Raw genomic sequence first — 12,180 nt, forward strand, 5'->3', positions numbered from 1 at the left:
CTCGACTGCGCCCGGGATGGACGGGGCGGTTGGGGCGGGAAGGGGGCCAGCTGATCGGCAGGCCCAAACCCTACCCCAATTCCCCCCGCAGCAGCGGCGGCAGGACACCGGTTTCGCCGCGCGCCTCGGCCATGAACAGCCGCTTGAGCGGCGGTGTGCGCTGGACAATGCCGAGGCCGAAGCGCCGCGCCGCCGAGGCCGTCCGTCCCGGCAGGCCGAACAGGCGGGTCAGCCCGTCGGTCGCTGCCGCGACCATCAGCGTGTCCAGGCTGCGCCAGCGTTCGTAGCGGGCGAGCAGTTGCGCGTCGCCCAGGTCGAGCCCCAGCCGGCTGCCGTCGACCAGCACCTCGGTCAGCGCCGCCACGTCGCGGAAACCCAGGTTCAGGCCCTGGCCGGCGATCGGGTGGATGCCGTGGGCGGCGTCGCCGGCCAGCGCCAGCCGCTCGCCGGTGATCCGCGCGCTGTGGTGGAAGCCGAGCGGGAAGGCGCTGCGCGGCGCCGCCACCTTCAGGGTGCCGAGCATGCCGCCCATCCGCTTGCTCGCCTCGGCGAGGAAGGCGCGGTCGCCCAGCTTCAGCATTCCCGGCCCGTCGGCGCCGCGCACCGACCAGACGATGGCGGAACGGTGGCCGCCCGGCATCGGCAGCAGCGCGAACGGGCCTGACGGGTAGAAGATTTCATAGGCGATGTTGCCGTGGTCGCGCTCATGCTCCAGCGCGCCGACGATCGCGGTATGGTCGTAGGACCAGCGGGCGACGCGGATGCCGGCGGCGGCGCGGGTCGGCGAATTGCGCCCCTCCGCCGCAATCAGCAGCGGCGCCCGCGCCACCCGGCCGTCGTCCAGCGTCACCGTCACGTCGTGGGTGCCGCGCTCCGTCGTCACCGCGCGCGCGGGCATGCACAGGGTGACCCCGGCCGCCTCCGCCGCCGCGGCGTGTAGCGCCTGGCGTAGCTGCCGGTTCTCGAACATCAGGCCCAGCGGCCCGTCGTCCGGCGCGGATTCGAAAGCGAGCAGGCCCGGCGCCAGCCCGTCGCTGACGTGGATGGTGCGGATTTCGCAGCCCTTGCCGGCCAGCCGCGCGCCGACGCCGATCGCCTCCAGCATCTTCCAGCTTGCGCTGGCGACGGCGGAGGCACGACCGTCGAAACCGGGGGCGAGCACCGCATCCGGCCGGGCCGGGTCGACGACGGTGCTGGTCAGGCCGTGCGCGTCCAGCGCCAGCGCCAGCGTCAGCCCGACCAGGCCGCCGCCAAGGATGATCACGTCGCTGTCCATGCTCGCCGCTCTAGCTCGGCGGCGTCGGGCGCGGAAGCCCGCTTGACGCGGAGTCGGCGCCACAGGCATTGTGGGCGGCGGAACATTCCACGCACGAACGAGGGTTTTGCATGGGGAGCCGTGCGATGGCATCGCAGGATCCGGGCTGGCGGGCGGCGATCCGGCGCGGCGTGGCGCGCAGCGGGGCGCTGTTCGGCGGGGTCGCGGTGCTGCTCGCCGTGCTGCTCGCCGCGCTGGCGCTGGTCAGCTACCACCCGAGCGACCCGTCGATGAACACCGCTGCCGGCGGCCCGGCGCAGAACTGGATCGGCACGCCCGGGGCGTGGCTGGCCGACCTGATGCTGTGGACGCTGGGGCCAGCGACGGCGCTGCTGCTGCCGTTGCTCGCCTTCATCGGCCTGCGGCTGTGGCATGATCGCGATCCTGGTCGGTGGAAGCGCACGATCCCGCAGGCGGTGATCGGCATCGCGCTGATCGGCATCGCGCTGGCCATGGTCAACGCCGGGTCGATCGCCGGGTTGCCCGGCGGGCTGGGCGGCGCGGTCGGCATCGTCGGCCAGGCGGCGATCGACCGGCTGATCGCGCTGCTGCCACCGCCGGCGGTGGTATGGACCCATTACGGCGTTGCCGCGCTGCTCGCGATCGGCGGCATCGTCCTGTGGGCGAAAAGCCTTGAACTGGACGAGGTCGAGCGTGGTTGGCTGTTCCGCCGCCGCGTCGCGGAGACGGACGCTAACGGCGCGGATACCGGTGACGAGGCTGTTGCTGCCGCCCGCCCGCACCGCAGCGCCCCTGCGGAACCGCGCCCGGTGGCGGAGCCGGACCGGCGGCCGCCGCCGGTCATTTCCGTGCCGGGGGAGAAGCCGGTGGCGGGCGCCGGGCGCAAGCAACCGGCGCCGGTCCAGACCTCGTTCGACCTGAAGGACCGCTACACCCTGCCGAAGCTGGCGCTGCTGTCGCCGGCGCCGCCGGCGTCCGGCAACCCGATCGACAAGGCCGGGCTGGAACGCAACGCCCGCCTGCTCGAATCGGTGCTGGAGGATTTCCATGTGAAGGGCCAGATCGTCGAGGTTCGCCCCGGCCCGGTCGTCACCATGTACGAACTGGAACCGGCAGCCGGGATCAAGGCGAGCCGGGTGATCCAGCTTGCCGACGACATCGCCCGCAACATGTCGGCGCTGTCGGCGCGCGTCGCCACCATCCCCGGCCGCAGTGTGATCGGCATCGAATTGCCGAACCAGAAGCGCGAGTCGGTCGTCCTCCACGAACTGATCTCCAGCCCGGTGTTCGAGGATCAGTCGGGCGCGCTGCCGCTGGTGCTGGGCAAGAACATCGCCGGTGATCCGGTTATCGCCGATCTGGCGCCAATGCCGCATCTGCTGGTCGCCGGCACCACCGGCTCGGGCAAGTCGGTCGGCCTGAACGCGATGATCCTGTCGTTGCTCTACCGGCTCAGCCCCGACCAGTGCCGGATGATCATGATCGACCCGAAGATGCTGGAACTGAGCATCTACGACGACATCCCGCATCTGCTCGCGCCCGTGGTCACAGATCCGCCGAAGGCGGTGCGCGCGCTGAAATGGGCGGTCGAGCAGATGGAGGAACGCTACCGGATGATGGCGTCGGTCAGCGTGCGCAGCCTCGCCTCGTTCAACGACAAGGTCCGCGCCGCCAAGGCGAAGGGCCAGCCGCTCGGCCGCCGCGTCCAGACCGGCTACGATGCCGAGACCGGCCAGCCGATCTACGAGGAGGAGCAGCTTTCCTTCGATCCGCTGCCCCAGATCGTCATCATCGTCGACGAGCTGGCCGACCTGATGATGACCGCCGGCAAGGAGGTCGAGTTCCTGATCCAGCGGTTGGCGCAGAAGGCGCGGGCGGCCGGCATCCACCTGATCATGGCGACGCAGCGGCCGTCGGTCGACGTCATCACCGGCGTCATCAAGGCCAACCTGCCGACCCGGATCAGCTTCCAGGTCACCTCGAAGATCGATTCGCGCACCATCCTGGGCGAACAGGGGGCGGAGCAACTGCTCGGCAAGGGCGACATGCTCTACATGCCCGGTGGCAAGCAGATCGTCCGCGTCCACGGCCCGTTCGTGTCCGACGAGGAGGTCCGCGCCGTCGCCGACCATTGGCGCACCCAGGGCCGGCCCGACTATATCCAGGCGGTGACCGAGGAGCCGGAGGACGGCGGTTTCGAGCTGGAAGGCGCGCCGCACGGCGACGACAGCCCGGAGGAACAGCTCTACCGCCGCGCGGTCCAGATCGTCGCGACCAGCCAGAAGGCGTCGACCAGCTATGTCCAGCGCCAGCTTCGCGTCGGCTACAACAGCGCGGCTCGGCTGATCGAACGGATGGAGCAGGAGGGCAAGGTCGGCCCGCCGGACCATGTCGGGCGGCGCGACGTGCTGATCGACCGCGACGGTCAGCCGGTCTGACCGCCCGCAGATCAGGCCCGGTAGCGGAACGATCCGGGTTCAGTCGGCATTCAAGCCGAATCACCGAAAAGCCGCCCCATCCGCATGGAGTGTTCCGAATGTCGTTTCGTCCGTTGATCCCTGCCGCTCTGGCCCTCGCGCCACTTGCGCTGGCGTCCGCCCCCGCCGTTCAGGCGCAGGCGCCCGCCGCCGAATCGGACCTGGCGGCGGTCCAGCGCCATATGGCGGCGATCCAGACGATGACCGCCGATTTCACCCAGACCGACCGCGCCGGCAAGGTGCTGACCGGCACGCTGACGCTGAAGCGGCCCGGCCATGTCCGCTTCCAGTACGAAAAGGGCGTGCCGCTATTGATCGTCGGCGACGGCAAGGCGCTGACCTTCATCGACTATCAGGTGAAGCAGGTATCGCGCTGGCCGATCGGCAAGTCGCCGCTCGCCTTCATCCTCGATCCCGCGAAGGACCTGTCGAAGGTGGCGCGGGTGGTCGAATCGGCTGACCCGCGCCTGCTGCTCGTCCAGGCGCGCGATCCCGCCCGGCCGGAATTCGGCACGATCACCCTGGCCTTCGTGCGTGGCACCAGTGGCCCCGCCGGGCTGACGCTGAACGGCTGGACCGCGCTCGACGCGCAGAACAACCGCACCCAGATCCGCCTGTCCAACCAGCAGTTTAACGGCCCGATCGACGACCAGGCGTTCAAATGGCGCGATCCGCGTCCGGCCGGGCGCGGGCGCTGAACCCACCCGTTCATATTGGCGACAGGATGGATCGCGTATTCATGCTCGGCGGACGTTGGAGCACCGGAGCCGGGTTTCCCCCTGTTACCCGCCTCGTCATTCCGATGTCCCGCCAGCGTGACGAACGCAGGTTGGCCCCCGTTCCAAGCCCCCGGAGCGGGGGCCTTTGCGTGTCTGGATGATGGCGCGCGGGCCGGCGCCGCTTCCCCATAACGCGATCAGACTCTAAAGCGCGCGGATGGCCGACACCCTCAGCATCGCATCGTGGAACATCAATTCGGTGCGCGCGCGCCTCGACATCGTCGCACGCTTCCTGGCCGAACAGGCGCCGGACGTGCTGTGCCTGCAGGAGACCAAGGCGGCGAACGACGTGTTTCCCGCCGCCGCCTTCGCCAGCCTCGGCTACACGCATCAGGTGCTGCACGGTCAGCGCATGTACCACGGCGTCGCCATCGTCAGCCGGGTGCCGCTGGTCGAGGACGACCGGCTGGACTGGCAGGCGAACGGAGAGGCGCGCCATGTCGGCGTCCGGCTGGCCAACGGCATGCGGCTGGAAAATGTCTACGTGCCGGCCGGCGGCGACATCCCCGACCGCGCGCTCAACCCGAAATTCGGGCAGAAGCTCGATTTCCTGGCACGGATGACCGACTGGGCGGCCGGGCTGGCGGTACCGACGCTGCTGGTCGGCGATTTCAACATCGCGCCGCTCGAATCGGACGTATGGAGCCACAGGCAGTTGCTCGACGTGGTCAGCCATACGCCGGTGGAGGTTGAGGCGCTGGCCCATTTCCAGGCCGCGCACGGCTGGGTCGACCTCGGCCGCCGTTTCGTGCCGCCGCCGGAGCGGCTCTACACCTGGTGGAGCTACCGGGCGAAGGACTGGGCCGTCTCCGATCGCGGCCGTCGGCTCGATCATATGTGGGCCAGCCCGGCGCTTGCCGGCCAGGCGATCGGCCACCGCGTGCACGAGGAATGCCGCGCTTGGGGCCGCCCATCGGACCATATCCCGCTGATCACGGAATTCCGCCTGTGATGGCCGATCCGCGCGCCGCCGCCCGCGCCGTCGATGCGTTGCGCCGGGGGTGGGAGGTGACGATCGCCGATGCCGACGCGGCGCTGGCGCTGCTGGCGATCGAGACCGCCGACACCGGCCGCCTCGCCGCCTTCGACCCGGACGGGCAGGCCGATATCCTGCTGTCCGCCGCGCGCGCGGAAACGCTGAAGCTGGCCAACCAGCGGGAAGCGGCCGGCGGCGGGGCAACCCGCATCGCACGGGCGCCGTGGATCGATCTGCCGGCGGCGGTGGCGCTTGCCGACCCGGCGCTCGATCTGGCCGTGCCGTTGAAAGGGCCGTTCCGCGCGGTCGCGCCGGGGGCGGCGGAGGCGGCCGGCGCCGCCCTCGCCCTTGCCAGGCTCGCCGGCCTGCTGCCCGCCTTCTTCGTCCGCACCGTGGCGCGGACGGCGGACGCACTGACCCCGGCGGCGATCGCCGCCTATCAGGCGTCCGACCGGCTGGTCGTGGCGGCGCGCGCGCGCCTGCCGGTCGCTGCCGCAGAAACGGCGGAGATCGTCGCCTTCCGCACCGCCGAGACGGCCGAGGAACATGTCGCGCTGGTCGTCGGCACGCCGGACGGCAGCCCGCCGCTCGTGCGCCTGCACAGCGAATGCCTGACCGGCGATGTGCTCGGCTCGCTCAAATGCGATTGCGGGCCGCAGCTCCACGCCGCGCTCGCCGCCATCGCCGACGCGCGCTGGGGGGTGCTGCTCTATCTGCGCCAGGAAGGGCGCGGCATCGGCCTGATCAACAAGCTGCGCGCCTACAGCCTGCAGGATCAGGGCTTCGACACCGTCGACGCCAATATCCGCCTCGGCTTCGCGGTCGACGCGCGCGATTTCTCGCTGGCCGCGCGGATGCTCGCCTTGCTCGGCATCGCCGCCGTCCGGCTGCTGACCAACAACCCGGCGAAGGTGGCGGGGCTTGAGGCGCACGGCATCACCGTCGTCGAGCGGGTGCCCCATGCGCTGCCGGCCAACCCGCATAACGAACGCTACCTCGCCACCAAGCGCGACCGCACCGGCCACCAGCTCTAAGGCTTGTCCTGTTCAAGCGGCACCAGCCCGCTCCCCCACCCGGCCTCCCACATGATACTGCCGTTGAAAGGCCGGGTGAGAGAGCGGGCTGGTGCCGATTCCGCCTAAAGCGAACAGCCTCTAAGGCCCGCCGTCCCCGTCATCGCTTCGCTACACTCGCAATGACGGCGTTCAGGCCACAGCGCCGTTGACCGCGCGCGCCGGGCGGCTAGGACGGTCGGATCGTATACTATCAGGGGTTGGTCGTGGACGGTCCGGTCATTCTGTCGGTCGATGCGGTGTTCGCTCTGGCACGCCGGGTGCTGGTGACGGCTGGGCTCGCCGCGCCGCAGGCGGAGGCGGTGGCGCGGGTGATCGCCGCCGCCGAGCGCGATGGCTGCTCCAATCACGGCCTGCACCGCCTGCCCGGCTGCGTCGAGACGGTCGGGTCTGGCCGGCTGGCGGTGGCGGCGGTGCCGGAACCGCGCGACGAAACGCCTGCGCTGGTCCGCATCGACGCCGGCTACGGCTACGCGCCGCTCGCCTTCGAACGGGGCCTGCCGTTGCTAGCGGAGAAGGCGCGTCGTGGCGGCGTCGCGGCGCTGGTCATCGCCAACTGCTTCCATTTCTCGGCGCTGTGGCCGGAGGTGGAGGCGCTGGCGGCGGAGGGTCTTGCCGGGCTGGCGCTGACGCCCAGCCATGCCTGGGTCGCGCCGGCCGGCGGCAGTCGCGGCCTGCTCGGCACCAACCCGATCGCTTTCGGCTGGCCGCGCCCGGACGGGCACCCCTATGTCTTCGACTTCGCGACCAGCGCCGTCGCGCGCAGCGACCTCGCCCAGTACCGCAACGACGGCCGCGCGATCCCGGAAGGCTGGGGCGTGGACCGCGACGGCGCGCCGACCACAGACGCGCAGGCCGCGCTCGACGGCGCGATGCTGACCTTCGGCGGCCATAAGGGATCGGCGCTGGCGACGATGGTCGAATTGCTCGCCGGCGCGTTGATCGGCGATCGGACCAGCGTCGAATCGATGGCGTGGGACGGGGGACTGAAACTCGCCCCCTGTCACGGCGAGCTGATCCTTGCTTTCGACCCGGCGGTCATGGCCGGCGGCGACGCCGCGCCGGGGATCGCGCGGGCGGAGGCGCTGTTCGCCGGCTTCGCCGCACAGGGTGCCCGCCTGCCGTCCGCGCGCCGCTACGCCGCGCGGGCGCGGAGCCTGGCCGACGGCGTCGCCGTGCCGCGCGCTCTCCATGACCGCATCGCGACGCTGGCCGGCTGACCCGGCCGCCGCGTCAGTCGCAGGGGCAGTCTTCCGCCGCCCGACCCCAGAATTCGCGGATGATCGCCCAGGCCTCGCTGGCGGTCTCGACCCAGTTCATCAGCGCCAGGTCCTTGTGGGAGATGACCCCTTCGTCGGCCAGCGCCTCGAAATCGACGACCTTGTTCCAGAAATCGCGCCCGAACATCAGGATCGGCAGGCGGGAAATCTTGCCGGTCTGGATCAGGGTCAGCGCCTCGAACATCTCGTCGAACGTGCCGAACCCACCGGGGAACACCGCGATCGCCCGCGCGCGCAGCAGGAAATGCATCTTGCGCAGCGCGAAATAGTGGAACTGGAAGCTGAGCGACGGGGTGACATACTGGTTCGGCGCCTGCTCGTGCGGCAGCACGATGTTGAGGCCGATCGTCTCGGCGCCGGCGTCGACCGCGCCGCGGTTCGCCGCCTCCATGATCGACGGGCCGCCGCCGGAACAGACGACGAAGTGGCGCCGCCCCTCGGCATCGCGCGGGCAGCGGCTGGCCAGCCGCGCCAGCTCGCGCGCGACGTCGTAATATTTGGCCTTGGCGACCAGCCGCTCGGCGATCGCCCGGCCGCGCGCGTTGGTCGCGGCGGCGAGCAGGGCGTCGGCCTTGGCCGGTTCCGGGATGCGGGCGGAACCGTAGAACACCAGGGTGGAGGCGATCCGCGCTTCGTCGAGCAGCAGGTCGGGCTTCAGCAGCTCAAGCTGGAAGCGCACCGGCCGCAGGTCCTCGCGCAGCAGGAACTCGGTGTCCTGGAACGCCAGCCGGTAGGCGGGGTGTTCGGTCTGCGGGGTGTGGACGACGGTCTTGGCGGTACTGTCCGCCGACTGGCGGGCGCGCGGGAACAGCCGCGACGGGACGATGGTTTCGCTATTCTCTGTCATTCCTAGGCTGATAGCGCGTTTGGGTGTCGGTTCAAGCGCGGGCCGCGCCGGCGGTCAGCGGCAGAACGGCCCGCGCCCCATGTCGAGGTGGAAATGGTCGTTGTGGGCGGCGTTGTAGTCGGGGCTGAGCACGGTTGCGAAGCGCTTGCAGGCCGATTGATGCACCGCCTTGATGAAGCCGCGCACCGCCTGATCGGCTGAGCGGTAGTCGGTCTTGACGCTGATCCGCCGCCCGTCGGCCAGGATGAAGGCGGCGACATCGACGGCGTTCGACCGCGCATGCTCGGACAGCCGGTCGGTGGCGCCGATGCCGTTGATCGTCCGGCAGCTATAGGTGCCGAACGTCTCGACCTTCACCACCTCGCTGCCCAGCCAGGCGCGGGAAGCGGGCACGACGCCGAACCGCACCCAGCCGGAAAAGGCGCTGGCCAGCGGGCAGGTCATCGCGCCCAGATTGGTGGTCGGCGTGCCGACGTCGAGCAGCTTGACCGATCCGTAGGCGAGGCAGCCGCCGCCGAAATCGCGGTCGGGCAGCGGCTGGAAATCGACGCCCTGCCCCGCCAGCCGGCCAAGGCACTGCCGGATCGGGGCGGAGGTGATGCCCGGCATCAGCTGCGCGGCCGGTGTCGGCTTGCGCGCCGACGACCGGCGTCCACGGTCGCCGGAACAGGCGGCAAGCGCCAGCGCCGCGATGATCGTCGCGCCGATCCCGATCCGTCCGGTCCGCCCCATGCTCACCCGCCGATGATCGCCGGTTCGATCCGCGGAACGAAGGCTGGCGGCGGCGGCTTGCGACGAACCGTGCCGAAACGGAGTCGGGCGTCTGCCCCACCACCTCATGCCCCGTCCGCACAGGCGCACCGATTCCCTTTCGTCGGGAGAGAGGTTAAGGGCCTGGCGCGGCACCGGCCCGCTCCCCTTCAACAGGACATGGCATGACGATCACCCGAACCGATCTGCGGGCCTATGCCATGCTGGCGCTGGTCATGCTGTTCTGGGCGGGCAACTCGATCGTCGGCCGCGCGGTCAGGGACGATATTCCGCCGTTCACGCTGGCGCTGGTCCGCTGGGCCGGGGCGCTGCTGCTCGTCGCGCCGTTTGCCCTGCGCCATGTCGTCGCCGATCGCGCGGAGCTGCGCCGGGCGTGGCGGCGGGTGCTGCTGCTCGGTCTGCTCGGCATCGCCACCTTCAACGCGCTGCTCTACTACGGCCTGCGCTTCACCACCGCGACCAACTCGATGCTGCTGCAGGCGGCGATCCCCGGGCTGGTGCTGCTGTTCGACTATCTGCTGTTCCGCACGCGCTCCGGCTGGCAGGCGATCGGCGGCGTGCTGCTGTCGACCGCCGGGGTGGTGCTGATCGTCTGTCGCGCCGATCCGCAGGCGCTGCTGCATCTGGATTTCGGCACCGGCGATCTGCTGATCCTGGCGGCGGTGGTCGTCTGGGGCATCTATACCAGCCTGCTGCGCACCCGCCCGGCGGTGCATCCGTCCAGTTTCATCGCCGTCACCTTCGCGATCGGCGCGCTGGCGATGTTGCCGCTGGCGATCGGGGAATGGCGCGCCACCGGGTTTCCGGCGCTCGGCCCGGGCAGCATCGGCGCCTTCGCCTATGTCGCGATCCTGCCGTCGCTGGTCGCCTATTTCCTTTACAATGCGGCGGTCACGGCGATCGGTGCCGGCAAGGCCGGGCAGGCGATCAGCCTGATGCCGCTGTTCGGCGCCTTCCTCGCCGCCTTCCTGCTCGGTGAGGCGCTGCGTCCGTTCCACGCCGCCGGCATGGTGCTGATCCTCGCCGGCATCGTCACCAGCGCGACGGTGCGCTCACAGCACCAACAGGCCGATTAACAGCCCGGCCTGCACCACCGCGATCAGGTGGAGCCGATCCGAAAACGGCTGCTTGCGTGTCTTGTGGCGGAACATCCGCCTGGCGAGATAGGCACCCGGCGTGCCGCCCAGCGCGGCAAGCGTCAGCAGGTCCGACTCCGGAATGCGGCGGTGGCCGGCCTCGGCCCGGCGCTTATCCTGCCCGAAACGCAGCATCGTCCAGGCGTTGATCGCGGCGACAAGGCCGATGAGTGTCAGCGGCGCCATGAAACACGCTTATCTTCAAATGCTTGCGCGGCCGTTACCCCGTTTCCGCGCCCCCGCCCGGCGCGATCGTCCCTTGACAGCGCCGCCGTCGCCGTTAGGGCCGGCGGCGGGCCACGCCGTCCCAACGCGGCGCGCGCTCTCTGCAAGGAGAGACTACATGACGAAGACCCCCGCCGCGGGCATCCCCGCGCGTATCGAACGCCCCACCACAAAACCCGTCCGCCCGCATTTCTCGTCCGGGCCCTGCGCGAAGCCGCCGGGCTGGGCGCCGGGACGGCTGGCGACCGGCTCGCTCGGCCGCTCCCACCGCTCGAAGCTGGGCAAGAGCCGCCTCGCCTATGCGATCGACCTGACCCGCGAGATCCTGCGCGTGCCCGCCGGCCACCGCATCGCGATCGTCCCGGCGTCGGATACCGGGGCGGTCGAAATGGCGATGTGGTCGCTGCTCGGTGCGCGGCCGGTGACGGTGGCGGCGTGGGAAAGCTTCGGCGAAGGCTGGGTCACCGACGCGGTCAAGCAGCTGAAGATCGACCCGACGGTGCTGCGCGCGCCCTATGGCGAACTGCCGGACCTCGCCGCGATCGATCAGGATCACGACGTGCTGTTCACCTGGAACGGCACCACCTCCGGCGTGCGCGTGCCCGACGGCGACTGGATCAAGGACGATCGCGGCGGCCTGACCTTCGCCGATTCGACCAGCGCGGTGTTCGCAATGGACCTGCCGTGGGACAAGCTGGATGTCGTCACCTACAGCTGGCAGAAGGTGCTGGGCGGGGAGGGCGGCCACGGCGTGCTGATCCTCGGCCCGCGCGCGGTCGAGCGGCTGGAGAGCTACGCCCCGGCCTGGCCGCTGCCGAAGATTTTCCGCATGACCAAGGGCGGCAAGCTGATCGAGGGGCTGTTCGCCGGCGAGACGATCAACACCCCGTCGATGCTGGCGGTGGAGGATTACATCTTCGCGCTCGAATGGGCGAAGCAGCTCGGCGGGCTGGACGCGCTGGTCGCGCGCAGCAGCGCCAACGCCGCCGCGCTCGACGCGATCGTCGCCGAGCGCGACTGGCTCGACCATCTCGCCGCCGATCCGGCGACCCGCTCGACGACCAGCGTCTGCCTGAAATTCGCCGACGCGGCGGTCGCCGGGCTGGACGATGCCGGCAAGTTGGCGCTGGTCAAGAAGATCGCCGCGCTGCTCGAGGCGGAGGACGCCGCCTACGACATCGCCGGCTATCGCGACGCGCCGCCGGGCCTGCGCATCTGGTGCGGCGCCACCGTCGATGCGGCCGACATCGCGGCGCTCGGCCCCTGGCTCGACTGGGCCTGGGGCGAGGCCCACGCCGCCTGACCGCCCTCCGGCGCCTATTCCCATTCTCCGGCTCCCC

At 70.7% G+C, this 12,180-nt stretch carries 11 protein-coding genes; 7 read left to right on the forward strand and 4 right to left on the reverse strand.

Going from position 1 to position 12,180, the window contains the following annotated elements; genetic code table 11:
- Window positions 1–70: 70 nt before the first annotated feature.
- Complete coding sequence (locus tag E4A53_RS06665; protein WP_136162323.1) at window positions 71–1,276, reverse strand: FAD-dependent monooxygenase; 1,206 nt, start codon at window positions 1,274–1,276, stop codon at window positions 71–73.
- Between the two features lie 110 nt (window positions 1,277–1,386).
- Between E4A53_RS06665 and E4A53_RS06670 the strand changes: the two genes are divergently transcribed.
- The 5 genes from E4A53_RS06670 (at window position 1,387) to E4A53_RS06690 (ending at window position 7,801) form a co-directional block, all read left to right on the forward strand.
- Window positions 1,387–3,714, forward strand: a complete 2,328-nt coding sequence (locus E4A53_RS06670) for an FtsK/SpoIIIE family DNA translocase (protein ID WP_136162324.1) — start codon at window positions 1,387–1,389, stop codon at window positions 3,712–3,714.
- 98 nt (window positions 3,715–3,812) lie between these two features.
- Window positions 3,813–4,451 carry a LolA family protein gene (locus E4A53_RS06675; protein WP_136162325.1) on the forward strand — a complete coding sequence of 213 codons (639 nt, stop codon included), beginning with the start codon at window positions 3,813–3,815 and terminating at the stop codon, window positions 4,449–4,451.
- 238 nt (window positions 4,452–4,689) lie between these two features.
- A complete protein-coding gene (locus tag E4A53_RS06680; protein WP_136162326.1) occupies window positions 4,690–5,484 on the forward strand; it encodes an exodeoxyribonuclease III in 795 nt (264 codons plus the stop codon).
- Window positions 5,484–6,542, forward strand: a complete 1,059-nt coding sequence (ribA, locus tag E4A53_RS06685) for a GTP cyclohydrolase II (RefSeq protein WP_136162327.1) — start codon at window positions 5,484–5,486, stop codon at window positions 6,540–6,542. Before E4A53_RS06680 ends, ribA begins: the two co-directional genes overlap by 1 nt.
- Window positions 6,543–6,787: 245 nt before the next feature.
- Complete coding sequence (locus E4A53_RS06690) at window positions 6,788–7,801, forward strand: Ldh family oxidoreductase (RefSeq protein WP_136162328.1); 1,014 nt, start codon at window positions 6,788–6,790, stop codon at window positions 7,799–7,801.
- Window positions 7,802–7,814: 13 nt separating this feature from the next.
- Here the strand turns inward: E4A53_RS06690 and E4A53_RS06695 are convergent, their stop codons facing one another.
- Window positions 7,815–8,708 carry an LOG family protein gene (locus E4A53_RS06695; protein WP_136162329.1) on the reverse strand — a complete coding sequence of 298 codons (894 nt, stop codon included), beginning with the start codon at window positions 8,706–8,708 and terminating at the stop codon, window positions 7,815–7,817.
- A gap of 54 nt (window positions 8,709–8,762) precedes the next feature.
- Window positions 8,763–9,440: an extensin family protein gene (locus tag E4A53_RS06700; RefSeq protein ID WP_136162444.1), complete on the reverse strand. Its 678-nt coding sequence runs from the start codon at window positions 9,438–9,440 to the stop codon at window positions 8,763–8,765.
- 203 nt (window positions 9,441–9,643) lie between these two features.
- Here E4A53_RS06700 and E4A53_RS06705 point away from each other — a divergent pair, with 203 nt between their 5' ends.
- A complete protein-coding gene (locus E4A53_RS06705) occupies window positions 9,644–10,555 on the forward strand; it encodes a DMT family transporter (RefSeq protein WP_136162330.1) in 912 nt (303 codons plus the stop codon).
- On the opposite strand, the gene E4A53_RS06710 is transcribed toward E4A53_RS06705, so the two are convergent.
- The gene (locus E4A53_RS06710; protein WP_136162331.1) at window positions 10,532–10,801 is read right to left on the reverse strand and encodes a DUF1294 domain-containing protein; all 270 of its coding nucleotides are present in this window, start codon (window positions 10,799–10,801) and stop codon (window positions 10,532–10,534) included. The two genes, E4A53_RS06705 and E4A53_RS06710, sit on opposite strands and share 24 nt — an antisense overlap.
- A gap of 157 nt (window positions 10,802–10,958) precedes the next feature.
- Between E4A53_RS06710 and E4A53_RS06715 the strand changes: the two genes are divergently transcribed.
- Window positions 10,959–12,143, forward strand: coding sequence for a phosphoserine transaminase (locus E4A53_RS06715; RefSeq protein WP_136162332.1), 1,185 nt, complete (start codon window positions 10,959–10,961; stop codon window positions 12,141–12,143).
- Window positions 12,144–12,180 lie beyond the last annotated feature (37 nt).

The sequence above is a fragment of the Sphingomonas flavalba genome, from assembly GCF_004796535.1.
Taxonomy (GTDB): domain Bacteria; phylum Pseudomonadota; class Alphaproteobacteria; order Sphingomonadales; family Sphingomonadaceae; genus Sphingomonas_L; species Sphingomonas_L flavalba.